Raw genomic sequence first — 25976 nt, 5'->3', positions numbered from 1 at the left:
CTTCTGCCGGCATCATGAGTTGGAACTGGATCGGAAACCTTCTTACTCTGGCGGCATGTGCTTGCACGTGTTTTCGGATCGCGCGGCCCGGCTGGGGACCGGGCCCCTGCACCAAGGAGCGCCTGATTCTTTCAGTCTGTACAAGTATGACAACCAACGTCATCTCCAAATCCATCGCCGCTTCGCTGGAAATCAGGCGGGGTCTGTCACCCATGCGACAGACGTGTGGAACAGATCATGCTGATGTTTCTCGAGATTGAGGCTGCGTCACATTCCTGATAGCGGCCCTCGATCGAGTGGAACAGGGCAACACTCCGCAGGATGAAATCAACACGCTAGTTGAGCTTATTCTGTATGGAGAAACATATCCTCCATGAAGAATCGTTCTTGCGTCGAACTGTCGTATGTGCTCCCCTTCGGTAGATAATACGGGGAGGTTTCCAGTGCTTGACAAGCGTATTGCGGTCATCGAGGCAAAGCTCGACATCGCCGAATTGCTGACACGCTATTCGGTTGCGGTCGATGATCGCGACATGGCGGCACTCGCGGACTGTTTCACGGAGGACGGACAACTCGTCGGCAAAGACGGGCGTGATCCGGGCATCGGCCGCGATAACGTCATGGCGCGCTACAAGAGCCGCTTCAAGGCCCTCGGCCCGACCTGCCACTGGACCCACAACCACATCATCACGGTCGATGACGATCTGGACAAGGCTTCCGGGCTGGTGCTCAGTCACGCCGAGATCTGGCGCTCTGGCAAGGCCTATGTCGCTGCGCTCCGTTACGAGGATCTCTACCGGCGCGAGGGCGGCAAGTGGCGGATCGCGTCCCGTACGACCAGCTTCTTCTACTACATGCCCGTCACCGAGTATGCAGAGGGCCTGGGCGATCCCCTGCGTATGCGCGCCTATGGAGACCGGCGTCCAGCTAATTTCCCCGAGCCGCTCGCGACTTGGAAGAGCTGGGAGCACTGGTGACCCCCGGCGACGGCAGGCCAGGCGTCAAGACGACAAAAAACAAACGGGAGGAGACCTTGACCATTCGTGTATTCCTAGCCGCGAGCGTGGCGTTCGGCCTTGGCCTCGGCCAGTTGCCGGCCCGCGCGCAAGAGCAGGTGTTGAAGTACGGCACATCGAGCGCGGCGATGGTAGCCGCGCCGCTGCTGCTGTCGACACAGGACAAGACAATTTTCGGGAAGAACGGGCTGCGCGTCGAGATGACCGACTTTCGCGGCCAGACTGCGAATTGTGTCGTCGCTGTTATCTCCGGGGCCGTCAACCTCTGCCAGGTGGGTACCCTGAGCGGCACGGACGCGATCGCGGACGGTGCGCCGCTGGTCGCGATCGCCGCAACGAACGCGATGACCGCCGAACTCATCATCTCCCAGCATGCCGCGAAACGGCTTGGCCTCTCCCAAAACGCCACGGTCGAGGAGAAGCTGAAGGCGTTGAAGGGGCTACGCGTCATCTCGTCCGCGCCAGGGACCGGGCACTACCTGGTGCTGAATGAGATGCTCAAGACTGTTGGGCTCTCAATCGCGGATACCCAGTACCGCGTCCTAGGTGACACCAACGCGATGATGGCATCGCTGCAGAACGACGCGGTCGACGCCGTTCTCTGGTCGATCGGCGGCCTCGGCCCTTCCATCGCTGACGGTTCGGGCATTCGCTGGATCAGCCCTCGAACCGATATGCAGACGCTGGCAGACCTGCCCTACTACGTCGTCTATGCACGCAAGGACTGGGTAGAGAAGAACCTGCAGACGGTTGCGGACATCCGCGCCTCGCTCGAGACGGCCGTCGCCAAGCTGCTCGCAGATCCGGACGGTTCGGGAAAGGCCATCAAGCAGGCCTACTTCCCGGACATGGATCAGGCTGTATGGGATGACGGCTTTGCCGAAAACATCAAGACGTTCATCCCAGGCGTGCGTGTATCAAGGAAGGGCTGGGATAAATACATCGGCCTCTATGCGCCGACCGCCAACAAGAGCTATTCCGGCGTCACTTACGAGGCGGTCGTGATGCCTGACGCGCGTTCGGAATAGACGAATGGCGCGATATCTCTTCGTAGTATTGGCGAATGCCAAGGATGGACAGGAGGAGGAGTTCAACGACTTCTACTCCAACACACACATTCCCGACGTCCTAAAGGTGCCAGGAATGAAAAGCGCCGAGCGCTTCGTACTGGCCGGGCCGCAGCGCATGTCAATTCCATCCCCGTTCAAGTATTTGGCGATCTACCAGGTGGAGACCGACGACCTGGCCTCTGTCGCCGCTGACATCGCCGAGCGGTCGGGCACCGAGGCGATGCCGACCAATCAGCATATCAGTCAAAATCCCAAGTTCGCCTATTTCTTTCAACCGCTAGACGGGGAATAGGCCAAAAGGACCGGCGTTCGGACGCCGGTTCCTCGGTGATCTGAGTTACCTTAAGTGATCCCCTGCTCGGCTGGCGAGTGAGGGCCGCGTGCCTTCGACATCGTCGCCGTCCATTCCTTCGGCCGGTTCGCGACCATTTCGCGATCAAGCTCCTTGTGCGCCGCCCGCAAGGCGGGATGAGTCTCGTCAGCATCAGGCGGGATGATTGTGGACGTGCCGCAACCCGGTTGTGGTGTGTTGCTACGCGCAGTTTTGGCCCGATTGATCGGAGCGTCTTTCATAGCCCCCGAGACTGCATTGTCGCAGACCGCTTGCTCCGATTCTTTGGCGCGCCGGAGGCGGATGACGCCCGCCGAAGTCTTCCGATAGAAGCTTCTCGCGCGCTCTAGCGCAACGGATAGCCTGAAAAGGGTGAGGGCGCTCTTCGGCTTGAAGCGCAAGATCTATGTGCGTTTATGCGATTAGATCACGAAACCTTTTCAAGGCCGCGATCTGTTCCGCGGCGGTCTTACCGGTGAAACGAACATGAATATGGTTGGAGCCGAGCTCATGCAGCGCTGCGATCTCTGCCTGAAGCTGTTCTCGTGATTTCCCGTCCGGGAAAAGGCCGAGTTCCAAATCGATGCTTTTCGGATCGCGGCCAGCCTCGACCGCGGCTGCGTTCACCTTGGCGATCGCCTCCTGCGCCGCGGCATCAAGCGTCTCGGCGCCATCGGGGATCCGAAACAGTGGACACCAGCCATCTCCCTTGCGGCCAATCCGGGCGAGAACATTGTCAGGCGGAACCGGGTTTTCGGTGCGTCCCGCGCCGATCCAGATTGGGATCGACTTCTGAATCGGTGGGGGATTTATATTGACGTGCTGCAAGTCATGGAAATCACCCTTGAATTCGACGACCTCCCCGCTCCACAACATCCGCAATACGTCAATCTGTTCCTCAAACCGGCGAGCGCGGATCTTCATTTCCGTTTCCAGAGCAGCGAATTCCACTGCATTATACCCGAGCCCTACGCCCAGCAGCATCCGGCCGCCCGACAGAACGTCTATCTGCGCGGCCTGCTTTGCGACCAGCGCCGTCTGGCGTTGCGGAAGCCCCAAGACGCCGGTGCACAATTTGACGCGGCTGGTGAGATGGCAGAGGTAAGCGAGCAGCGTGAAGACTTCATAGAAATTAGAATGATGCGTATAAGGAGTATACGGCATTTCGGGATGCTTTGAGACATCAACACCTACGATGTGATCGATAAAACGGACCTTATCGTAACCCTCCTTTTCGGCTTGCTTGACAAATTCCAGCATGGCCTCGAAATCGTTCAGGTGCGTAAACTGGTTGACGTTGACCGCATATTTGACGGTTTCATGCGCTTTCATGGGTCCTCCCGCAGATCATGATGATATGAGGCCCGGCCAGCACGCCAGATCCTCAGGTGTGTCGATGTCGAACTCCAGCGCGGCGTCCCGCTGCACGGTGACCGGCAAGCCCTGCCGGACCGCCGCTTGATGATGCAGCGTGAAACTTTTGGGGCCAAAGGCGAAGGTAAAATGAGGCCGCGCCGCAGGTGCGAGCAGAAGAAGATTGGTGCCCTCTTGGCGACGGTCGGGCACCAAGCTCAAGCCGGTTGGAAGCGTTAGTCGTGCAACGTGAGCGGCCGTCAAGCCTGGCAGATCAATCGGCATCACGATCAGTGGTGCGTCATAGCCGAGCACCGCATTGCCGTGGATGAGCGCAGCATTGAGCCCCGCCCCAGGGTCGTCGATAATCTGCGCGCCATGCCGCCGGGCAAAACGCACGACAGCGGGGTCTTCCGTCACAACGGCAACCCGGGCGCCGCTGGCCAGGGCCTGATCAAGGGTATGAACCAACAGACACCGGCACAGCCTTCGCCGTTGTGCTGGTTCAAGCACCGTCGCGAGGCGTGACTTTCCCAGGGAAAGACTTTTGCAGGGGATCAGGATGTCCATGTTCCCAATCCCGCCAGATCCAGGCAAGCACGGGCCAACGACTCTCGGTCCGCATCCGTCTTCATGAGCGTTTGGGTCACCTTGACCGGCAGCGGCATACGCTCCGCCAGAGCCGCATCCGCATTGTCGATGACCATGCCGGTCAGGAGCCCCTGAAAATGCTCGGCTACACCCCGCGCCGAGACTTCGGCGCCAAGGTCGCGCATCAGACGCGCCGCGGGCCCCTTCACGGCCTGTCCGCCGATAATCGGTGACACGGCAATCACCGGTACGGGTGGCAGGGCCGCACGCAGCCCGGGAACGGAAAGGATCGGGTCAAGCGAGACATAAGGATTGGATGGGCAGAGGACGACGACATCGGCGCCAGCCAGTGCCTGTGTCACCCCCGGCGCCGGACGCGCCACTTCGATGCCCTCGAAGCGAAAACCGCTGACATCGACATCGGTCCGCAGCCGCACGAACCAGTCTTGAAAAGCCAATTCGCCGCGCGGGCTTAGGATCACCGTGGCCACGGGTTCATCAGTCATGGGAAGAATGCGCGCGCTGACGCCAAGTCGCCTCGCGATGTCCATCGTGATAGTCGATAGCGCCTCGCCGCTTTCTAGCCGGCTGGTACGCAACACATGCAACGCAAGATCGCGGTCCCCGAGGAGGAACCAATCCTCCCCGCCAAGTCTGCGCAGCTGCGCCATGAACGCGTTGGTTTCGCCAGCCACCCCCCAACCTTGTTCGCGGTTCGCAAGCCCAGCCAGCGTATAGGTCACCGTGTCGATGTCGGGACAGATCTTGAGCCCCAGATGGGTGAAGTCATCGCCGGTATTCACGACAACGGTCAGATCAACGCCGGTCATGGACAGCCCGTGTGCCAGACGCGCTCCCCCAACCCCACCGGCAAGCGCGACGACTTTCATCGGAACAGATCCATATGCTTCGGCCTGATCAGGTCCGCTGCCTGTCCGGCACCACCGACACCGGGGACACCACGCAGATGCACGACCGGCCGCCCCTCGTCGGCCTGCCCCATCAAGAGCGACGCGGCGGCCGCCACTTCGTCGGCCAGCGCGAGTTCACTGGTCTGCAGCGCGCGCCCGTTGCGATCGGGGCGCCCGCGCAAGTCGAGCAAAGCCGGCATGCCCGTGACGCCGATCGCCGTCCCACAGGTTCCAAGGCGCCACGCTCGGCCAAAGCTATCGTTGATGATCACAGCCACACCCAGCGCCGCCCCAAGCCGCGCGGCCGACAGATCCGGGTTCTCTGGCAGAAGCAGCACATGATCGTCGCCCTCCACGTTGGAGGCATCGATCCCCGCATTCGCCATGACAAAGCCGCGCCGGTCCTCGACAATGATCACGCCGGGACGACAACGCAGCACTGCGCGGCTCTCGGCAAGGATCAACTCCACCACGCGTGGGTCCTTCTGCGCGACATCCGCCAGTTCCATGGCTCTTGGCGAAGGGACGACCGAGGCCAGTGCGACCCGACGCCCTTCGGCCTTGGAGATGACTTTCTGGGCAAATACAAGTACATCGTGCGGTTGCAGCACGATCCCCGCGCGGTGCAGCCCCGCTTGCACGAGGACGGCTAGGTCGTCACCGCACTTGATGACAGGCAACCCGGGAAGAGCCGTGATCTCCAACCGCGACATCGCTCAGATCCCGGTGATACGTATGCCGGAGCCCGAGGACTTGTACCGCCTGTTGATGGCAATCAACAGCGAGGTCAAAGCCTCTGCGGCCGCAGCATTCGCGACGGGCCCGGCATAAATGCCCCGCAATCCGATATCGCCAGCAAGCGCGATCACCGTATCGACGGCAGCCGCATCATCGCCACACACCAATACATCGCAATCGACTTCATGGTCGAGGTCGCGCAGGTGATGGGCTGAGACATTCTGAAAAGCAGCGACCACGCGCACACCTTCGCCGAGTTCCGCCTGCAGCGCAGCCACTGCAGACCCGCCGGGGGGCAACTGCACCCGGCTGACCTTGGGCGGTACCAGCGGCACGGTAGCATCAATCAGTATTTTGCCCTGCAAATGGTCACGGAGCGCGAGCGCCGTGTCTCGTTGTCCGGAATACGGCACGGCCATCAGGACAATATCCGCCTCAGCAGCAGCATCGGCGGCCAGGACACCCCGCGCCATGCTGGTTCCAATCCGACCATTGATCGCGCTGGCCGCGGCCTCCGCCTTGCCGGCATCACGCCCCCCGATCAGGACGCCATAACCCGCTTTGGCCAATCGCAAGGCAAGGCCGCCGCCCTCCGCGCCGGTTCCCCCGACCACAGCAACAGTCTTTACGCTTGTCATACTCTTCTCCCTCATGCGACGCGCATCGCACGGGCGCGAGAGCCGGCGATCTCCCCCGTCACCATGGGCGCGAGTGCTGCCGCCGCGAAACTCCGTGTGACCTGAGCAGTGGGCGGAATGCCATAGAGCGTTGTGCGCTGCGCCGGCTGCCGTCCCGCAGCATGGATCAGCGCCTCCATCGCGGCCGGAGGCAGCTCCTGCCCATGCTCGGTACCCGCCGCGCGCGATATGCTCTCGTTCATCAACGTCCCGCCAAGATCATTGACCCCAGCGGCGAGCGCCAGACGCACCCCCTCTTGTCCGAGCTTGCACCAAGATGCTTGAATATTTGGGATGAGCGGATGCAGCACCAGCCTTGCGACGGCGTGCATCAAGAGTGTCTCCCGAAAGGTCGGCCCCTTGCGCGCATCCCCCTTGTAAAAGAGCGGCGCTTCCATGTGAACGAATGGCAGGGGCACGAATTCCGTGATGCCGCGCGTCTCCTCCTGCAAATCGCGCAAAGCGAGGAGATGGGAGGCCCAATCCTCGGGCGTGTCGATGTGCCCGAACATGATCGTCGACGTGGTCGGCAGTCCCGTTCGGTGAGCCGCCCTGATAACCTCCAGCCAAGCTTGTGCCGTCAACTTGTCAGGGCAAAGGATCGCGCGGGCACGATCCGTCAGGATTTCCGCTGCCGTGCCGGGCAGGCTGCCAAGTCCCGCCGCCTTGAGCCGCTCGAGAAACTGCTGCACGTCAAGCCCCAGGGTTTCCGCACCGTGCGCCACCTCTAGCGGCGAAAAGGCGTGAACATGGATCGCCGGCGCGCCGCGCTTCGCTGCGGCCAGGAGATCGAGATAGGTCTGCCCGGTGAAGGCGGGATGAATGCCCCCCTGCATGCAGACTTCGGTTGCTCCCCGCTCCCACGCCTCGGCGGCACGTCGGGAGATCTCATCGAAATCCACGAGATAAGGCCGCCCGCGCAGGTGATCGGCTGCCTTGCCCTTTGAGAAGGCGCAGAAACTGCAACGATAAACACAAATATTCGTATAGTTGATATTACGGTTAACGACATAGCACACCGTGTCGCCATTCGTATTCCGACGCAATGCATCAGCCGCTTGCATGATGAGCGTCGCCTCCGCCCCACGCGCGCGGAAGAGCGTGACGATCTGCGTTGCGTTCAGCCGCTCCCCGGCAGTGGCGCGATGCAGCACTGCCTCCAGCGCGGGAACCCGGCGAGAGCGTGCCTCCGGCATCGCCGGCGTCACCTGCGCGAGCCCGGGCGACCAACGATCCGCGCGCGCCCAACCCGTCGCATCGGCGGCGCGCAACAAAGGACCGTGAAGCGTTTGGTCAACCCAGGAGGACCGTTCCGCAACCTGTTTTGGATAAATCGGCAAGCGGGCAACCAACGTCCTCCCGGACGCTTCCGTGGCCTTGGCCAGCACATTCAAAGCAGGCCAGCGCGCTTCCGGATTGACGTGATCTGGCGTTATGGGCGAAACGCCCCCCCAATCATTGATGCCGGCTGCCAATATTTCCGGAAAACGATCGTAGCTAAGATTAGGCGGAACCTGCAGATTCATCTGCGGCCCAAGAATGAGCCGCGCGGCAGCTGTAGTCCAGAGCAAATCATCCATTCCGGGCGCTGGCACATTGGCCATACGCGTACCGGGCTTTGGCTGAAAGTTTTGGACGATAACTTCTTGTATATGTCCAAATTCCGCTTGAAGCGCCGCGATGACCAGCAGGGCCTCTACCCGTTCCATTCTGGTTTCGCCGATGCCGATCAGGATACCGGTTGTAAAAGGAATAGCGAGACGTCCCGCCGCCGCCAGGGTCGCAATGCGCATTTCTGGACGCTTGCCCTTTGAACCGAAATGCGCGCCCCCCCGTTCGAGAAGTGCCGGCGCCGTACCCTCAAGCATCAGGCCTTGGCTAACGCTGACGCGCCGCAGCTTCGCCAAGTCATCCTCGCTCATGACCCCGGCATTGATATGCGCGAGCAAGCCGGTTTCCTGAGTGACCAGAGCCGCGATGTCTGCGAGATAGTCCAATGTCGTGGCATGACCGAGCGCCGCAAGTTCCTCTCGCGCCACACGATAACGATCTTCGGGGCGCTCACCTAAGGTAAAAAGCGCTTCGGTGCAGCCGGCTGCGGCTCCTGCACGGGCAATGGCGAGCACCTCGTCCGGGGACAGGAACGCGCGTTGTCCTGGTCTAGGAGGATGCGCGAAGGTGCAATATCCGCAGGTATCCCGGCAAAGCTGGGTGAGAGGCAGGAATACTTTTGGCGAAAACGACACGAGGTCGCCGTGGCCCCGCTCCTTCAAGTCACGCGCTTGCGCCAGGAGATCGCGGTCAGTGAGCCGCGACATCCAGTCCGTCACCAGATGCGCGGCAGGCCAGTACTTGGTCACGCCAAGCGTCATGCCCTGCATCACCGCCCCTCCAGAAAACAAGATTATCGAAGTTGTGGGGACAACATAGCAGTGATGTGCCCCCCGTCAATCGATTTTGAGCGTCGCGTGCCAGCCCATGCCTGCGCCGGCCATGCCAGAAAGCGCTTGAACCTTTGGGGGAATACTGGAAATCTACGGTAGATTACGCGCTTATGCTTCGCACGATCCGCACATGATGCAGGGGTGCCTCCGGGGGCCGGCGAGGCGTGTGCATATCGGTAACGCCGGATGGGGAAGCACCATGGTTCTCGACAACACCAGACAAGTTCGCTGCTTACTGACGGCAGCCTTTATGATGTGTAGCGTGGGCCTCGCCCAGGCAGCCGACCAGATCCGCGTAGCCGCGGCTGCGATCAACATCGCCCATGGGCCCGTTGCGCTGATCGCGGCGGATCCGATGATCTTTGCGGATAAGGGACTTACACTTAAATTGACCGACCTGCATGGTCAGTCGCCGAACTGCATTGCGGCGCTGTTATCGAAGGCCGCCGATTTATGCCAGGTCGGCACCACCACCGGCACCGATGCGATTGCCGAGGGGGCTGATCTCGTTGCAATAGCTGCGGTGAGCGGCCCCAATGCCGAGGTTATCCTCTCGGCAGATTCTGTCGCAAAACTCGGGGTTGCGGCGAACGCGCCGATCAATGACCGTATCCGCGCACTCAAGGGATTGAGGCTCGTAACCTCCGCCCCCGGCTCGGCCATCTACACGCTGACGGATGCGATGTTGCAGACCGTGGGCCTCTCGATCGCCGACGTAAAATACCGCACGCTGGCCGAGGTGCCTGCAATGATCGAGTCGATTCGGAACAATCAAATCGACGGCGCGGTCTGGGTCATCGGCTCGCTCGCCCCGCTGCTGGTTGAAGGAAAGGGCGTCCGCTGGATCAGCCTCGCCCGTGGCGATGTCGAAAAATACAGCGGCCTCCCCTTTGTTACAGTCTTTGCGCGCCGCGATTGGGCCGAGGCTAACCCCGAACTCGTTTCCCGGATCCAGGCCGCTTATGCCGAGGCTATTCGGCGACTGAGGGACAACCCGGAAACCTCATCGCGGCTCATCAAGGATAAATTCTTTCCGGATATGGAGCAGGCGCTGTGGGACGATGGCTACGCCCAGGCTCGCGAGGCCTTCCTCAACGGCGCCAAAACAAATGCAAAGGCTTGGGCGCAGTTCCTGGACCTTCAGGCGATTTCCTCCCAGAAGGACTATGGCCCTGCTGCCTTTGATCGCGTGGTCATCGGCGCCGCACGCGCCGAATAATGCGATAGAATCATCGCTTTCGTCTTCGCAGAACCACCTTGCGGCATTGCGCCGCAATCTTGGGTGGGCAGTACCCCGCACTGCGAAAGCTCCGGCCGTAAACTCGGCCGGGGCCGGCGGCGAACGGCGCGAGCCGCCGTTGCCCTTTTGTCTGCGGCGTGCCTGTTCGGCGATCTTGAAGTCAGCGTGGCGGCCCAGGACATTGCCGATACAGGCCGTGCCGACCTCCCCGGAGTGAACACCGCGGAAAAGCTGCTCGTTCCGCAGGCCCCATTTAGGCGGTGAGCCTTCCTTGACGGCCTCTCCGGCCCAAAGGCGGAATCATCAGGAGTCCACGCCACTCACTTTTATAGAGAATGTTCTTCTCTATATCGAAAATTCCTTGCGCCCCCTCCGCATAAGCCGTAGCATCCGGAAGATGAGAACATGGACGCTGGTCGAGGTCGGTCGGCGGACTAAGTAGCTGGGACGAAGTATCCCAGCGCTGCTCATCACTGGGGAGGAAAGAACGTGAAAGCGAAGAATGTGAGGCTCGCGCTAGCCCTTTCTGCGCTGGTCGTAACGACCGCAGGTTTGGCCCACGCTGAAGACAAGGTGCGAATCGCAACCGCTTCGACGTCAGCGGCGCATGCGCCCCTCACTATAGGCATGGTTGATCCCACGATCTTCGGCAAAAACGGGATCTCCATTGAGGTCACCGACTTGCGCGGAGCGTCACCCAACTGCATCGCAGCGCTTTTGTCTAAGGCCGTCGAAATCTGTCAGGTCGGAACTCCGACCGGTACGGATGCGATCGTTGAGGGGGCGGATCTGAAGGCCGTGGCGGTGCTCACCGGCCCGATCAATGAGATATTTCTGTCAGCCAAGACCGTGGAGAAACTAGGCATCTCGCCTGATGCGCCTATCGAGAAACGCATAGCAGCCCTCAAGGGTCTCTCACTGACGACTTCTGCCCCCGGCACCGCCCATTATCTGACATTGGGCGCGACGCTCGAGAAGGCAGGGCTGACGATGAACGATATCCGTTTTCGGACGCTGGGTGATGTACCCGCGATGGTCGAGTCGATCCGCAATGGACAGATCGACGGCTCGCTTTGGACCATCGGTTCGCTCTCGCCCTTGTTGCAAGACAAGTCCGGCGTTCGCTGGATCTCCATGGCGCGCGGCGACGTGGACGAGTTCCGCAGCCTTCCGTATGTGACTGCCTACGCGCGTGCCGATTGGGTGGCCGCCAATCCCGATTTGGTGAACCGCATCCACAAGTCGTACGCCGATGCGATCGTTGCCCTAAAAACGGATCGGGACGCACCACGCAAGATCAAGGAGCGCTTCGCCCCGGATCTCGATCAAGCACTGTGGGATGATGGCTTCAATCAGCTTAAGCCGGCCTATCTCGATGGCGCGGCAACCACCCGCCAAAGCTGGCAGCAGTCGCTTGATATGCAAGCCAAAGGGACAGGCAAGAACTATGCGACCGCGAATTTCGACACGGTGCTGATCCCTGCCGCGCGCGCCCAGTAACACAACCGGACCATCCTGACGCAGGCTGGAGACAACGGCATGTTGCTCGACATCAGAAATGTACAATTCGGCTACCAGAACGAGACGCGTCTGCTGCAAGGTTTCGACCTGCATGTCGCGCGCGGGGAGTTTGTGGCTTTGCTCGGGCCATCGGGCTGCGGCAAATCGACCTTAATGAATCTCGCCGCCGGTCTCTTGCAGCCTTTAGGTGGGGAGGTGGATTTCGACAGCGAGCCGCTCAACGGCCTCAACCGTGAAGTCGGCTACATGACCCAGGGCGACACGCTCTTGCCCTGGGCAACAGTCGCCAAGAACATTACCTTGCCTCTCGAACTGCGGAAGATCTCGCGGGCGGAGCGGGAAGAACGTCTCGACAAAGTTATTCGCCTCGTCAATCTGTCCGGCGCGCGTGACAAGTTTCCCTCAGAGCTGTCCGGCGGCATGAAAAGGCGTGCGCTCCTTGCCCGCAGCATTGTCTACGATCCGCAAATGCTCCTGATGGATGAACCCTTCGGCGCGTTGGACGCGCAATTGCGCGAAGTCATGCACCAGGAGTTGCTCAACACCGTTGCACGTACAGGGCAAAGCGTACTCTTCGTCACGCATGACATTTCCGAAGCAATTCTCTTGGCCGACAGAGTACTTGTCCTCGGAGGCTTGCCTCTTCGAGTGATGGAGGAGATCAACATTCCCTGGGGCAAAGACCGGATCTTGTCGCAGATACGCAGCCTGCCCGCCTATAGTGAGCTGGAGTTGCGTCTGCGCGAATTACTTCGCGCCGCCGATGCTGCCAGCAAAGCACAAAAACACTGATGCGGGGAGAGAATATGTCCACCATGAGCCTTGACAGCAAAGCCGCGCGCACGACCTCCAAGCCGCGCAAGGCGCCTGTCCGCATCAGCCCTGCTCGGCGTAAACTGGAGAATCTGGCGCTCCAGATCCTGCTCATCGGCGCTTTCCTGCTTCTGTGGGAATATGCCTCGGACCGCTGGATCCCGAAACTGATGGTCTCGAAGCCAACCGACATTTGGGCAACAATTTGGAAATGGCTGTGGGATGGCACCTTCGCCGAGAACCTCTGGGTAACCATTAAGGCAACCGCAGCCGCTTTCATCCTGGGCGCTGTCGGCGGCATGGCATTAGGCTTTGCCACAGGGGCCTGGAAGCGTCTGGGCGAAGTGCTGCAACCGATCGTCACGGCCTTCTACACGTTGCCGCGTCTGGCGCTGGCCCCATTGTTCCTGCTCTGGTTCGGACTGGGCATGGAATTCCGCATCATGTTCGCCGCAACTATCGTCTTCTTCCTTGTCTACTATAATACTTACTTTGGCGTGCGCGAAGTGAGCGCGGAGCTGATTTCCGCGGTGCGCATCATGGGCGCCAACCAGTTCCAAGTCGCACTGCGGGTCATCATTCCATCTGCACTGGTCTGGGTGGCTGCGGGGCTCAAGATTTCCGTGCCCTATGCGCTTGTCGGTGTGGTCGTTGCTGAAATGCTCGCCTCGGACCAGGGAATGGGCTATCTGCTCTCCCGCGGCGCCAGCCAGTTTTCCGCCTCGCAAAGCTTCGCGGCCATATTCGGTCTGCTCGTCGTCGCGTTGGTCATTGACTGGATTATCACGAAGGTGACAGACCGCGCACTTCGGTGGAAAACCGCCGGTACACCGCAGTAACGATCAAGACGCCATGAGGCCCGTAGACGTGGGCCTCTTCTTTCCCAAAAGAATTGAGGACCGCATGACCCAATCTCCGAGGGCCGCGGAGCCTTACCCGCACCTGTTCAGCCCGCTCACTGTCGGCCCCATGGCGCTCAAATCCCGCGTCATGCTCCCCCCGCATTTCTCGGCCATCGGCAACCTCTGGGGCTCGGCAGCGGAGGCGGAGCGCACCATTGCCTATCTGGAAGAGCGGGCCGAGGCAGGGGTTGCCTGGATCACGATAACCGGGCGTGTCGGAAACCATTTCATACCTGGCTTCGAGCCCTCCGGCCTTTCGGCCGAAACGTTGGGTTTCTTTCGCCTGCCGCAATTTGCCGACCGATGCCGCATGGTGGTGGAGCGCATGGCGCGCCATGGCACCCATGTCATCATCCAGATGACCATGATCGGCGGGTATCCGAACGCACCTTCGAACATTCTATCGAACCCGATCGCCAACGCGTATCCCCATGTGATGAGCACGGCCGACATCGATGCGATGGTGGCGGAATATCGCCTTTCTGCACGCCGCGTGGCTGAGACGCCGCTGGCGGGCGTTGAGTTGCACTTCAACCACGATGATCTGGTTGAGCAGTTTATCTCGCCGTTGACCAATAATCGAATTGATGAATACGGCGGAAGTTTTGATAATCGCCTCCGCTTTGCTCGCCGGATCATAGCGGCGGTCCGCGAAGAACTGCCAGACCGAGCGATCGGTGTGCGGCTGAACGCGTTTGAGGAAATGCCCGGCGGCTATAATGCGGGCGAAGGCATTCGCATAGCGCAGGCGCTCACGGTCCATAGCATCGACTATCTCTCCGTTGTCATTGGCTCGCACTGGGGCAACCCAAGCTACATTCAGACCCAACAGTTCGAACCAGCGCAATGGGCCGATAGGGCCGGCGCTATTCGTAAGGCCGTTTCCTTGCCTGTCGTTTATACCGGCATGGTCGATCATCCTGATCGCGCCGAGAGGATCCTGCGTGAGGGCTACGCGGATGTGGTCGGGATAGCCCGCGCTCATGTCGCGGACGGGCAATTTCTTGCCAAGGCCCGCGAGGGCCGAGCAGATCTGATCCGTCCTTGCATCGCCGCGAACGATTGCATCAACCGCCGTTATGTCGACGGCCTCCCCTTTGGCTGTGCGGTCAACACCTTCGCTGCCAAGGAGCTCGAGGGGCCCTTCCCACGCGCCAAACGGCCGACGAACCTTCTTGTCATAGGTGGCGGTCCGGCGGGAATGGAACTCGCGGCGCTTGCCGCGGAGTCCGGACATCGTGTTCGTCTGTGGGAGGCTGCGCCCGCGCTCGGCGGGCAGCTTCGCCTCGCCATTGAGGCGCCGCACTATGAGCGGATGGCACATTTTCTCCGTTGGCAGCAGGACCGTCTGGCCCGCGCGGGCGTCGAGGTCGAACTGAACCGCCGTGCCGTTACAGCGGACGTCGCGGACGCCGATGTCGTCGCCTTGGCGACCGGCGCCTTGCCCCGTCGCCCGCCCGTTCCCGGCGCGGAAACCGCGCTTGAGGCCCGCGATATTCTGGCCGGCCGCGTCACGGCCGGCAAGCGCGTGCTATTGATTGCGGAAGAAGACCATTTGCAGCCTCTGGCATTGGCTGACTATCTCTCGTCCCGCGGACATGATGTCGTCATGCTCTATGCAACGACCTCTCCCGCGATCCTGCTCGGCCGTTATTCCAACGGTGGCCCCTTGGGCCGGCTGGACGAACAGGGTGTACGCATCCGCTGCATGGAACGAGCGGTCGCCATCCACACTGATGGAGCGGAAATCATGAACATTTATTCCAAGCGGAAAGAGCGGCTGGCCGGCTTCGACAGCGTTGCGCTAGCCTGTGGCGGGACATCCGATGCAGAGCTCTATGCCACGTTGTCCGCCCAAAGGGACAATGTCCACCTTTTGGGCGATGCTTTCGCACCGCGCCGCATGGTGTTCGCGACCCGGCAAGCTCGTGCGCTCGCGCTGCTGCTGGCAGAGGCTTCATAATGCGTGTTGTCGTCACCGGCGCGGCGTCCGGCATTGGGCGCGCAACAGCTCTGCGCTTCGCGCGGGAAGGCGCCCATATTCTCCTCACCGATCGCGCGGCCGAGGCACTTGAGGATGCCGCCGCCGAAATCCGTGCGTTGGGTGGGAAAGCTGTCACACTGACCGCCGATTTGACGGATCCCAGCGCACCCGCCGCCATCATCGCCGCAGCCGTCGAGGGATTCGGTGGAATTGAGGTCGTCGTGTCCAACGCGGGCATCAATCTGAAGGCCTCTCTGGCCCAGTGCTCAATCGAAGATTGGGATACGGTTCAGGCGGTCAACACCCGCGCGACTTGGCTATTGGGCGTTGCGGCGCGGCCGCACCTGGCAAAAACCGCAGGTGCCTTGATTGCCACGACCTCGGTCGCCGGCACCAATCCGACACCGATGTGCGGCGCCTATTCCGTTTCCAAGGCGGCGCAGATCATGTTGATCCGTCAGATGGCCCTCGAATGGGGACCTGACGGCATCCGCGCCAACTGCGTCTCGCCTGGGTCTATCCCAACGGGTATGTCACCGGAACGCTACGCGACGGAAGAAAGGCGAGCCCTGGCGCGCGCACGAAACCCGCTCGGGCTGCTCGGCGCGCCGGAGGATATAGCGGAGGCGATCTTCTATCTGGCCGGCCCGCAAGCGCGTTTCATCAGTGGATCAGAGCTCGTGGTCGACGGCGGCATGCAGGTCACGCTTGCTCAGCGCGGGGCTGCAGGCCTGGGACCAACAGCCTCAGAGCATCGACTTTCCTCGTAACGCTCTAGCTGACGCGCCCCCTGCGGTCGAGCGCGATCTGCAATTTATAACGACTGGCCGGAAAATTAACTATGCCTATTTCCACCAGTTCACCTTCGCTAGAGTAGAATTTGGATCGGACAAGAAGCGACGCTGAGCCAATTTGTACATTCAAGCGAGAGGCGATATTCGCGTCGACAAGTGTTGCCTCGATTTGCTGCTCGACGCGCCGGATAATAAGGCCGTGGCGATTTTCGATAACCCTGAATAGCTCGCTTTCTGCGCCGAAATACTCGATGACATCGGCGAATTTCGGGAGAACATAGACTTCTGAATAGGAAAAGGGGGCACTCTGCCCATCCCGGCTGCGCAACAAGCCGAGCCGCACCCATTCGCCACCCGGCGCGATGTCAAGCCGGCGCGCCAAGCCTTCATCTACACGCACCGTTTCGGTCGTCAGCACCGTGGCCTTCGTATTCTTGGCATAGTCGAGCAATTCCTCCACCGACCGCACCGAGTTGATGAAGGTGTTTTCCGGATTGGTGGTTGTCAGCACCGAGCGCGCCCCACGCCGGCGCTTGATATAGCCGAGGTCCTGCAGCTCGCGCAGTGCTTCGCGCACCGTGTTGCGGCCGACACCAAAGCGCTCAACGAGTTCCATCTCAGTTGGAAACGAGGAATCGAGCGTCCACACGCCTGATTGAATTTCGCCCACGAGTATCGCGACGATCTGGCGATAGCCAACGAACTTCGGTTTGCGCTTCAGCGTCACTGTTTGCTCCGGGTCAAGCCTTCTCCATCGCCACGAAGATCTTGGCGTCGATGGCGCACACACCTGTTTCCATGACGAACAACGGATTAATGTCAAGGCTTTCGAGACGTGGCTCCGAAAGCGCGAGCTTTCCAATGGCGACCGAAGCCGTAATCAGCGCGTCCCGGTCCGGCTTTTGGCCACGGAAACCGCGCAGCAGCCTGCCGAACCGCGTGCGATCGAGCGCTACGGACAATTCCTCGGCTGTGAAGGGGGGCGCCAGCACCGCCACATCGTCCAGCAATTCCACCAGGATGCCGCCGGCGCCGACCACGACCATCGGGCCAAGAATCGGATCGCGCTGCACACCGAGGATAGCTTCTAAACCACCGCCAATCATTTCCTCGACAAGCAGGCTGCCGGCCTCGGGGTCCGCCTCGGCCAGGTTACGGCGCACCCGATCGAGCGCCGCGGCGAGATCAGCATCACCATTGAGGCCGAGTGCTACGAGACCATGTTCGGACTTATGCGCGACGCGATCGGACAGGCCCTTGACCACGAGCGGCCGCCGCAGATCGGCGAGATCCCCCGTCCCCTGTCCCGGACCCAGCACGCGCGCCTGAGGTATGCGAAAGCCCAAACCCGCAAGCACCGCCTTGCTCTCGGCTTCATTCATCAAACCCGCACCCGCGGGGAGCAACGCCGTTGCGCTAATCTGCGCGTGGGTTGGCTCTGCGCGTGGTCCCTTCCAGCGCGCAAGGAGTTCCAAGGCCTGGAACAGGGGGCGCGGGTCTTCGGAAACCGTAATTCCGTGACGATGGAAGAGGACTTTCTCTTCCGGTTCCACTTCTGGCGATGCGATATAGACCTGCGGAAAACCCGCCGCCTTGGCATCCAGGATCATCTGAATGACGGGACGACGAATATCATCCTTCAGCAGGGCGAGACCAAAAATCAACTGGTTGAAACCATCGCGCTTGAAAATATCAATGATCGCGGGAATCAGCGCATTCTGCGCCGCTATATCATATGGATTCACCGCGTGGCTCTGCGTCGGCAAGGCGCTCAGTTCAGCGGCGGCGGCCGGCGAGGGGTCTGCCAACACCAGACCGCAACGGGTCATCTCGTCAGCGGCCAGCGCGGCGAACCCGCCGGAAATGGAAACGACGCAGGGCTTGGCCGGACGATCCAAAGGCCAACTCTGTCGCAGAACGAGTTCGGTGAGCGCGGCCAATGTCTCAATATTGTCCGCGACCAGCACACCCTGGCGCCCGAGAAATGCGGCCGTGTTCCGGTAGCTGCCGGCAATCGCGCCCGTATGGGACAGCGCTGCCTTCTGCCCGCTGTCCGACTGCCCGATTTTGATCGCCACCACCGGTTTACCGGCAGCGCGCGCCAGAGCGAGCGAGCGCTTTAGTTCCTCTCCATCACGAATTGTCTCTAAAAAGAGTACAATGACGGACGTCTCGGGGTCCTCAACCATATAGGCCAAGTAGTCCGCGACGTTGAGGATGAGTTCGTTACCGCAGGTCACTGTTTTCGAGATGCCGACACCGCGCTGCGTCAATTTGGTCAAAATTGTCGAGACCATCGCGCCACTCTGTGAGACGAGAGCGACCGATCCGGGCTTGACCCTGCCAGCGAACTGATAGGCTGGCGCAATCGCCAACGCCTGGCCATTGACGGCGTTTGCGAGCCCGTTCGTATTTGGACCGGTTATCGCCATCCCATAGTGGCGCGCCGCTGCGACCACCCGGGCGTCACGTTCGAGTCCCTTGCCACCAGCTTCGCCAAATCCCTGAGCAACCAGGACTACCGCCTTGATGCCTTTGCGTGCGCAGGCCTCCAGTGCCTCGATGGCTGCATCGGCCGGCACGTTCAACATCGCGGCCTCGATCTGAGGCGGCAGATCATCGACCGAGGCGACGCAGGGATGGCCCATGATTTCAGTATATCGTGGGTTGACCGCCCAGATTTCGCTCTTGTAGCCCAGATTATGCATGGCGACGATCGCTGAACTGCCTAGCTTGGTCAGATCCGGCGTCGCCCCAACGATGGCTACGGCCTTTGCATTGAACAGCTTGTCGATTGCAGCCATCCGGCTCTCGGCAGATCCCATGGTTCCTCCTCGCCGCCACGCCTTGTCGTGCGGCGGCAATGTTGTCTGGTCTTCTTTCTATAGTTGTACGCGATGATGTCAACGCATCTCTGCATCGTCGCGTCCAATCCCCTATAGACGTGGCGATTTATGGCGGATGCAAGTTGCTTGACATGCGGGACCATCAAGTCCTACTTGTATGGGCATCATGACAGAGCTGGGCGATGGAGCCCCCGCGCGCCGCCAGGGAGGACAGCATGAGCAAGTACTATGACGACCTCGAACCGGGCCAGGTTTACAAGCACGCCGTGACCCGCACGGTAACCGAAGTCGACAACCTGATGTTTACAGTTCTGTCCCACAATGATCAGCCGTTGCACCTCGACGAAGAATTCGGCAAGAAAACAATGTATGGTACACGCGTGTGCAACAGTCTTTTTACACTGGCCTTTGTCAATGGCGCCACCGTGAGTGATCTCACGCTCGGCACCACGCTGGGCAATCTCGGCTATGAAGAGATCCGCTTTCCAAATCCGGTGCGTATTGGCGATACATTGCGCAGCGAAACGACCATTCTGTCCAAGCGCGAAAGCAAGAAATATCCAAATGCCGGCATCGTGTTGTTTGAACACGTCGGTTATAATCAAAAGGATGACGTGGTCGTCCGCGCGAAGCGCACCGGCCTGATGCTCAAGCGCTCAGGCGCCATCGTCTGAGGCGATCATGGAATTCTCGGTCCCTGACGATCACCGTATCCTCGCTGATGCCGTGGATGCGATGATGCGCGACTTCCCCGACGAGTACTGGATGGAGAAGGACCGCAACCACGAATTTCCGATAGAATTCTATAATGCATTCGCCGGGGCGGGCTTCCTCGGCGTCGTGATCCCTGAAGAGTACGGTGGCGCGGGCCTTGGACTGACCGAGGGCGCGCTGGTCCTGGCGCGCGTCGCCGGCTCGGGCGGGGCGCTATCGGCGGCGACCTGCGTGCACGTCTCCTTGTTCGGCATGACACCGGTCATCAAGTTCGGCTCGGAGGCCATGAAGCGCAAATACCTGCCCCCTCTTGTGGCCGGAGATTTGCATGTCTGCTTCGGCGTGACCGAGCCTGACGCCGGCACCGATACCACCAAGATTAAGACTATGGCCGTCCGTGACGGCGATCACTACATCATCACAGGACGCAAGGTCTGGACCTCGAAGGCAGAACAGTCGCAAAAGTGCCTGCTGCTGACGCGGACGACGCCGCTGGAGGAATGCAAGAAGAAGACCGACGGGATGACGTTGTTCCTGGCGGACATCCAGAATCCGGCAGTCACCATTCGTCCCATACCCAAGATGGGGCGGGAGGCCGTCGGGTCATGCGAGGTCTTCTACGACGGTTTGCGGGTGCATGAGAGCGACCGCGTCGGCGAAGAAGGAAGAGGCTTCCACTACCTTCTTGACGGCCTTAATGCGGAGCGCATTCTCGTCGCGGCGGAATCGATCGCCGTCGGACGCCGGGCGATCGAACGCGCGACGCAATACGCGCGGGAACGTGTCATCTTCGACCGGCCGATCGGCATGAATCAGGGCGTACAATTCCCGCTCGCGGATAGCGTAGCCAAACTGGAGGCGGCCGACGCACTGACACAGAAAGCCATGTGGCTCTACGACAACAACCAGCCCTGTGGTGATCTGGCTAATATTTGCAAGTATTTGGCAACTGAGGCGGCGTTTGAAGCGTGCGATCGGGCGGTCCAGACCCATGGTGGCTATGGCTATGCGGCCGAATACCATGTGGAGCGCTATTTCCGCGAAACGCGCGTCTGGAAGATTGCGCCGATCTCGCAAAATTTCGTGCTCGCCTACATTGCAGAGAAGATGCTCGGACTACCAAGGTCGTATTGAGGAGAGCGTCATGAGGCCGATCCGTACGTTGATGTTCGTGCCTGGCCACAAGGAAAAGTGGATAGAAAAGATCCCGAGCTTTGGTGCCGACGCCGTTGTATTGGATCTTGAGGACAGTGTTCCCGATGCGCTGAAGGACAATGCACGCGCCAGTGTTGCAGTGGCCATCCCAAAGCTGGCCGGCAAGGGGCCGCGGCTCTATGTACGGACGAACAGAGGCGCCTATAGCTATGATGTCGACGACCTGCGGGCCGTTGTCCAGAATGGCATTGCTGGCATTTTTGTCGCCAAAGCGGAAGATCCGACCGACGTTGAATGTCTGTCGAGGCTGATTGCCGAGGTCGAGCACCGCAAGGGGCTGCCTGTCGGAGGGATACATCTGATCGCTGCCATCGAAACGGCGAAGGCGGCCCAACATGTCTATGAAATCGCGAGCAACCCGCGCGTCCGCCATCTCGTGCAGGTCACTGCCAAGGGAGCTGACCTTGAGCGCAACCTTGGCTTCCAGTGGACGCGTGAGGGAACAGAGACACTATATCTACGCTCGCAAGCGGTCGTTGCCGCACGCGCCGCGGGCAAGCCCGAAATAATCGGCGGCATGTGGCAGGATGTCCATGATCTCGAAGGCTTACGCAAAGCGGCCCTCTTCAACAAATCGCTCGGCTATACGGGCGAAATCGTACTTCATCCGTCGAATGTCCCGGTGATCAATGAAGTCTTCTCGCCCTCTCATGAGGAGATCGAATTCTATCGCGGCATGATTGACGCTTTCGCGGAAGCGGAAGCCAGAGGGGATGGCGCCACCATGTATCGTGGCGAGCATATCGACATCGCCCACGTTGAGACGGCCAAGGCCTTCCTTGCCCGCTGGAGCGCCTGATATGGCGGAGGGGAGTTCACGCCCCTTCTGGCTGCTAGCATTGATGATCGGCTCAGCGACGATTGGCATGCACATCTTCGTCCCTGCGCTGCCCATGATCACTAAGGAGTTCGCGATCAAACCGGCGCAAGCCCAACTGACGATTAGCCTCTATATGTTCGTCATTGCCGGTGGACAGATCTTCTACGGCCCACTATCTGACCGCTTCGGCCGCCGTCCCGTCCTTCTCGGGGCTCTCACCATATTTGGGCTGGCTGGGCTCGCCGCCGCCGCCGCACAAAGCTTCGAGGCGTTGCTGACAGCGCGCCTTTTTCAGGCGGCGGGTGGATGCGCGGGGCTTGTTCTGGGCCGCGCGGTCGTCCATGATACCGCACATGGTGGAGATGCAGCGCGCACTATTGCCGCCGTTAATGCTGTGCTGCTGATCTCACCGACGCTCGCGCCGATCATCGGGGTATGGATGGTCAACACCCTGGGCTGGCGCTCAATTCCCCTGCTGCTGGCCATTCTTGGCGTCGCAACTATTGCGGGGGTCGCCTTTCGTCTGACGGAGACAGCTGCAAGCCGGGCAGAGCCTGCCCGTGCGATCTGGCTGAAATATCGCGCGCTACTGGTTTCACACCCCTTTCTCTTGCAGGTTCTCGGTGGCTCACTGACAACCACGACAATGTTCGTGCTGTTGGCGACGTCGCCCTTCGTCGTGCTGCAATATCTTCACCGCCCGATTGAGGAGGCGGCGGCGTTCTACGCCGTATTCGTGATCGGCCTCCTTGCCGGAAATGTCAGCGCGAGCTTCGTCGCCCGTTGTTTTGGCCTGCACCTCGTTTTCATCGGCGCTTCCTGTCTTGGGACGATAGGGGCCGGCCTTTTCCTGACTGCTGTCCTTACCGGTACATTGACAACGCCGGTGTTTCTCGGCGCCGGCTTTCTCTATACTTTGATGTCCGGCACGATGGCGCCCTTGACCCTGACCCACACGGTGAGCCTTTCACCGCATCTGCGGGGATCAGCGACCGGTATCTTCGGCGCGGCACAATTCACAGTAGGCGCCATAGCAGTCAGTATTGCCAGTGCAAGCAGCGACATTGCCCGCATGGCCGCTGTCGTCTTACTTGCCTGCGCTGGGTCGGGGCTGGCGCTCTACGCCACGCTCTACTTGCGCAGGCGACATCGCCGTATCAAGCCTGCCTGAGCTATTCGTCCAAGCGGAAGCGTGGCACCTTCACCCGGTCCACGCGCTGCTCGAAGGTCACGCGAACGGGCGCGCCGATACGGATGCGATCGATCGCGCAACCGACGAGCGCCGAAATGAGCCGCGCGCCGGGCGCCTCATCGAGGTCGATCAAGGCCGGAACATAAGGCAGCGAGCCCTCCATTTCTGGCACAACGGCCCGGCGCACCACAGTATAGCTGAATAGCCGGCCCGTTCCTGGCAGGCGCGGCCACTCCACGTCCTGCGACCGGCATTCTGGACAGAATGGTGTCGGCGGCATGCGAAAGGCCCCGCATCGCCCACAACGGCAGGCGGTGAGCCAGCCCCCGGTCGCAGCGTCCCAGAACGGGAGGGTCCAGCGATCGGCGGTCAGCGTGAACAAGGCCTCCGGAGGGGCGACAGCGATCTCGGACATCTCAGGCTCCAGCGAGAATCAGGCCACTCATCGGCACGTTTGACGGGCCGCCGGTCACGAGGGCGAGTTCCGCGCCGGCAATCTGATGAAAAGCGGTGCCTCGCATCTGTTCCACTGCTTCCCGTATATGGGTCATACCCCAGACATAGGCGCATGACAGCTGCCCGCCATCGGTGTTGACCGGCAGAGATCCGTTGCGGCGGATCGCGCCTGAAGCGACAAACTCGCCCCCCTCCCCCGGCTTGCAAAAGCCGTAGTCCTCGAGCTGCGCGATAACCATCGGGGTGAAATGGTCATAGATTTGCGCAACATCTATATCGCTGGGGGCGACCCCCGCCTGCGCGTAGAGATCGCGCGCCACGCTCTGATGACCCGAGGATAGAAACGCGCGCTCCGGCATGTTCATCCAATAAAGCGAGCGGCCCCAGCTGCGTTCGCCGCCATGCGTGCAGCCTTGGACGATAACGGGCTTGCGGGCAAGGTCGCGCGCGCGCTCGGCGCTGGTGACGACAACGGCGATCGCGCCGTCCGATTCCAGGCAGAAATCATAGAGGCACAAGGGATCGGCAAGCGGTGACGCAGCGATGTAGTCATCAAGCGTGAGCGGCTTCTTCATCAGCGCAAGCGGATGGTCCATCGCGTTGTCGCGCGCTGACAGAGCCACTTCGGCAAACATCTCGCGTGTATAACCATAGTCATGCATTTGGCGCTGCGCCAGAAGCGCAAACATATGCCCTGGACCGATCAGCCCCGCGGCTTCGAAAAAGGCATTTTCCGGTGTCGCATCATAAGATTTGGTAATGGAGCCAAAACGCGTCTCACCCTGCTGGTTGCCGCCGACCACCACGACGGTGCGCGCTAAGCCGGAGACGACCGCGGCGGCAGCCAGACCAACGGCCCCTGCAGATCCGCCACCCGAGCCCGTCAGCATGGCAGAGAAGCGCAGTTCGGGAATGCCGAGCGTCTCCATGAGGAGCGAGCTGTCGAAGCCGCCGGAATAGTAGCTTAGTCCGTCGATCTCCGCGACCGGCAGGCCCGCATCGTCGCATGCGGCAAGCACCGCCTGGCCGACAAGCTCGATCATGGAGCGCGGCGCGGATTGACCGCGTCGCCAATAGGGCGTCGCCCCCAGGCCCACGATAGCTGTTCGACGCGCGATCATCCTGATTTCCTCAGATAGCCACGTCCAATGACCATTTTCTGAACTTCAGAAGCGCCCTCATAGACGCGTGACGCACGCACCTCGCGGTAAAGTTGCTCGACGATCGAGCCCCGCGTAACGCCCATTCCACCCCAGATCTGCACGGCCCGGTCGATGGCGCGTCCGGCATGCTCGGTGCCGACGAGTTTGGCCATCGAGGCCTCATGGGTACAACGCCCGCCCGTAGTGTCCTTGGCCCAGGCGGCCCGATAGACGGCAAGCGCGCCGAGCTCAATGTCCACGCCCATAGCGGCAATCTCATTCTGCACGCCGGGCAGTTCAGCCATAGCCCCGCCGAACAGGTGCCGCTCACGCACCCGCGCGACGGTTTCGTCAAACGCGCGCCGCGCCATGCCGATAGCGGCTGCGCCCACGGATGTCCGAAAGATGTCGAAAACTGACATCGCCAAGGCAAAGCCCCTGCCCGCTTCACCGAGCAGCGCTGAGGCAGGCACCTTGCAGTCGCGGAAGCTGAGCGGGCCCGCAGGATGGACTGCCATCAACTCCGTCGCTTCGCCGGCGCTGAGGCCAGGGGTGCCGGCATCCACCAGAAAGGCAGACAACCCTTTGGCGCCGGGCGCTTCGCCCGTTCGCGCCAGTACGACATAATGATCCGCGAAGGGTGCGTTGGAAATATAGACCTTTTCCCCGTTGAGCACATAAGCATTGCCATCACGCGTCGCCGTGGTGGTGATACTGGCCACGTCCGAGCCCGAGCCTGGCTCAGTCAAGGCGAAGGCCGCGATTGAGCGGCCGGCGCGCGCGGGCGCCAGATATCGCATCTGCGCCGGTGTTCCCGCCTGCCAGATCGCGCCTGTACCGATACCCTGCATGGCGATCACGCAATCGGCCAAGGCTGAGCGGTAGCTGATCGCCTCTCGCGCAATGCACACCGCGCGCAGGTCGATCTTTCCGCCCGGCTCCGGGACCACCAGATCGAGAAGACCTGCCTCTCCGAGCGAGGCAGCGATCGCACGGCAGGCTTCAGGCAAATCCACCTCAGTTACCGCGTGGTCATCGACAGGTGACGTCCAGCTGGAGGCACGGGACGCTATCGCATCGTGATGCGCCTCAAAAAAAGGCAAGGCCCAAGGGGTCCAGATCTGCACGTTGCCTCCTCCCGCCAAATGCTGCGCTGGGCGCTTCTGCGGTGCGCCTGCCATCGGTCCGGTCCGGAAATGGCATGCA

At 61.0% G+C, this 25976-nt stretch carries 24 protein-coding genes; 13 read left to right on the top strand and 11 right to left on the bottom strand.

The window, feature by feature from the left end:
* The first annotated feature begins 443 nt into the window (after positions 1-443).
* The 3 genes from KIO76_RS23585 to KIO76_RS23575 are packed head-to-tail and all read left to right on the top strand — an operon-like array spanning position 444 to position 2378.
* Positions 444-977, top strand: a complete 534-nt coding sequence (locus KIO76_RS23585) for a nuclear transport factor 2 family protein (RefSeq protein ID WP_213326026.1) — start codon at positions 444-446, stop codon at positions 975-977.
* A gap of 56 nt (positions 978-1033) precedes the next feature.
* Positions 1034-2044, top strand: a complete 1011-nt coding sequence (locus KIO76_RS23580) for an ABC transporter substrate-binding protein (RefSeq protein ID WP_213326025.1) — start codon at positions 1034-1036, stop codon at positions 2042-2044.
* 4 nt (positions 2045-2048) lie between these two features.
* A complete protein-coding gene (locus KIO76_RS23575) occupies positions 2049-2378 on the top strand; it encodes a DUF4286 family protein (protein ID WP_213326024.1) in 330 nt (109 codons plus the stop codon).
* Positions 2379-2831: 453 nt separating this feature from the next.
* On the opposite strand, the gene KIO76_RS23570 is transcribed toward KIO76_RS23575, so the two are convergent.
* Genes KIO76_RS23570 through cofH form a run of 6 tightly spaced genes read right to left on the bottom strand, consistent with a single transcriptional unit; the run spans position 2832 to position 9005 of the window.
* A complete protein-coding gene (locus tag KIO76_RS23570; RefSeq protein WP_213326023.1) occupies positions 2832-3749 on the bottom strand; it encodes an LLM class F420-dependent oxidoreductase in 918 nt (305 codons plus the stop codon).
* 15 nt (positions 3750-3764) lie between these two features.
* Entirely contained in the window at positions 3765-4340 is a 576-nt protein-coding gene (cofC, locus tag KIO76_RS23565) for a 2-phospho-L-lactate guanylyltransferase (RefSeq protein WP_213326022.1), read from the bottom strand.
* The gene (gene cofD, locus KIO76_RS23560; protein ID WP_213326021.1) at positions 4328-5251 is read right to left on the bottom strand and encodes a 2-phospho-L-lactate transferase; all 924 of its coding nucleotides are present in this window, start codon (positions 5249-5251) and stop codon (positions 4328-4330) included. The genes cofC and cofD overlap by 13 nt, the downstream gene beginning before the upstream one ends.
* A complete protein-coding gene (cofE, locus tag KIO76_RS23555) occupies positions 5248-5985 on the bottom strand; it encodes a coenzyme F420-0:L-glutamate ligase (protein WP_213326020.1) in 738 nt (245 codons plus the stop codon). The genes cofD and cofE overlap by 4 nt, the downstream gene beginning before the upstream one ends.
* 3 nt (positions 5986-5988) lie before the next feature.
* Positions 5989-6648, bottom strand: a complete 660-nt coding sequence (npdG, locus tag KIO76_RS23550) for an NADPH-dependent F420 reductase (RefSeq protein WP_213326019.1) — start codon at positions 6646-6648, stop codon at positions 5989-5991.
* An 11-nt stretch (positions 6649-6659) separates the two neighbouring features.
* The gene (gene cofH / locus KIO76_RS23545; RefSeq protein WP_249730128.1) at positions 6660-9005 is read right to left on the bottom strand and encodes a 5-amino-6-(D-ribitylamino)uracil--L-tyrosine 4-hydroxyphenyl transferase CofH; all 2346 of its coding nucleotides are present in this window, start codon (positions 9003-9005) and stop codon (positions 6660-6662) included.
* A 325-nt stretch (positions 9006-9330) separates the two neighbouring features.
* Here cofH and KIO76_RS23540 point away from each other — a divergent pair, with 325 nt between their 5' ends.
* The 6 genes from KIO76_RS23540 to KIO76_RS23515 all read left to right on the top strand — a co-directional run bounded on the left by KIO76_RS23540 (position 9331) and on the right by KIO76_RS23515 (position 16361).
* The gene (locus KIO76_RS23540) at positions 9331-10350 is read left to right on the top strand and encodes an ABC transporter substrate-binding protein (protein ID WP_213326017.1); all 1020 of its coding nucleotides are present in this window, start codon (positions 9331-9333) and stop codon (positions 10348-10350) included.
* A 510-nt stretch (positions 10351-10860) separates the two neighbouring features.
* Positions 10861-11871, top strand: coding sequence for an ABC transporter substrate-binding protein (locus KIO76_RS23535; RefSeq protein WP_213326016.1), 1011 nt, complete (start codon positions 10861-10863; stop codon positions 11869-11871).
* Between the two features lie 39 nt (positions 11872-11910).
* Positions 11911-12684 (top strand): ABC transporter ATP-binding protein, encoded by a 774-nt coding sequence (locus tag KIO76_RS23530; protein ID WP_213326015.1) that lies wholly within the window; start codon positions 11911-11913, stop codon positions 12682-12684.
* Positions 12685-12707: 23 nt separating this feature from the next.
* Positions 12708-13544, top strand: a complete 837-nt coding sequence (locus KIO76_RS23525; protein WP_213326014.1) for an ABC transporter permease — start codon at positions 12708-12710, stop codon at positions 13542-13544.
* 64 nt (positions 13545-13608) lie between these two features.
* Positions 13609-15570, top strand: a complete 1962-nt coding sequence (locus KIO76_RS23520) for an oxidoreductase (RefSeq protein ID WP_213326013.1) — start codon at positions 13609-13611, stop codon at positions 15568-15570.
* Positions 15570-16361 (top strand): SDR family NAD(P)-dependent oxidoreductase, encoded by a 792-nt coding sequence (locus tag KIO76_RS23515; RefSeq protein WP_213326012.1) that lies wholly within the window; start codon positions 15570-15572, stop codon positions 16359-16361. The genes KIO76_RS23520 and KIO76_RS23515 overlap by 1 nt, the downstream gene beginning before the upstream one ends.
* 4 nt (positions 16362-16365) lie before the next feature.
* Here KIO76_RS23515 and KIO76_RS23510 read toward each other — a convergent pair whose 3' ends face one another.
* On the bottom strand, positions 16366-17112 hold the full coding sequence (locus KIO76_RS23510) for a GntR family transcriptional regulator (RefSeq protein WP_213326011.1): 747 nt from the start codon (positions 17110-17112) through the stop codon (positions 16366-16368).
* A gap of 13 nt (positions 17113-17125) precedes the next feature.
* Positions 17126-19210 carry an acetate--CoA ligase family protein gene (locus KIO76_RS23505; RefSeq protein ID WP_213326010.1) on the bottom strand — a complete coding sequence of 695 codons (2085 nt, stop codon included), beginning with the start codon at positions 19208-19210 and terminating at the stop codon, positions 17126-17128.
* 236 nt (positions 19211-19446) lie between these two features.
* Here KIO76_RS23505 and KIO76_RS23500 point away from each other — a divergent pair, with 236 nt between their 5' ends.
* Genes KIO76_RS23500 through KIO76_RS23485 form a run of 4 tightly spaced genes read left to right on the top strand, consistent with a single transcriptional unit; the run spans position 19447 to position 23151 of the window.
* Positions 19447-19905: a MaoC family dehydratase gene (locus KIO76_RS23500; protein WP_213326009.1), complete on the top strand. Its 459-nt coding sequence runs from the start codon at positions 19447-19449 to the stop codon at positions 19903-19905.
* Between the two features lie 7 nt (positions 19906-19912).
* Positions 19913-21079 (top strand): acyl-CoA dehydrogenase family protein, encoded by a 1167-nt coding sequence (locus tag KIO76_RS23495; RefSeq protein ID WP_213326008.1) that lies wholly within the window; start codon positions 19913-19915, stop codon positions 21077-21079.
* Positions 21080-21089: 10 nt separating this feature from the next.
* On the top strand, positions 21090-21959 hold the full coding sequence (locus KIO76_RS23490) for an HpcH/HpaI aldolase/citrate lyase family protein (RefSeq protein ID WP_213326007.1): 870 nt from the start codon (positions 21090-21092) through the stop codon (positions 21957-21959).
* 1 nt (position 21960) lies between these two features.
* Positions 21961-23151 carry an MFS transporter gene (locus KIO76_RS23485; protein ID WP_213326006.1) on the top strand — a complete coding sequence of 397 codons (1191 nt, stop codon included), beginning with the start codon at positions 21961-21963 and terminating at the stop codon, positions 23149-23151.
* A gap of 1 nt (position 23152) precedes the next feature.
* On the opposite strand, the gene KIO76_RS23480 is transcribed toward KIO76_RS23485, so the two are convergent.
* From KIO76_RS23480 to KIO76_RS23470, 3 genes are read right to left on the bottom strand one after another with little or no spacing between them, the layout of a single operon-like run.
* Positions 23153-23587, bottom strand: coding sequence for a Zn-ribbon domain-containing OB-fold protein (locus tag KIO76_RS23480; protein ID WP_213326005.1), 435 nt, complete (start codon positions 23585-23587; stop codon positions 23153-23155).
* 1 nt (position 23588) lies between these two features.
* Entirely contained in the window at positions 23589-24749 is a 1161-nt protein-coding gene (locus KIO76_RS23475; RefSeq protein ID WP_213326004.1) for a thiolase C-terminal domain-containing protein, read from the bottom strand.
* On the bottom strand, positions 24746-25897 hold the full coding sequence (locus KIO76_RS23470; RefSeq protein WP_291976674.1) for an acyl-CoA dehydrogenase family protein: 1152 nt from the start codon (positions 25895-25897) through the stop codon (positions 24746-24748). The genes KIO76_RS23475 and KIO76_RS23470 overlap by 4 nt, the downstream gene beginning before the upstream one ends.
* Positions 25898-25976: the final 79 nt, after the last annotated feature.

Source organism: Chelatococcus sp. YT9 (assembly GCF_018398315.1).
Classification (GTDB): domain Bacteria; phylum Pseudomonadota; class Alphaproteobacteria; order Rhizobiales; family Beijerinckiaceae; genus Chelatococcus.
The sequence above is the reverse complement of the archived record's forward strand: the minus strand, read 5'-3'. Positions and strand labels throughout refer to the sequence as shown.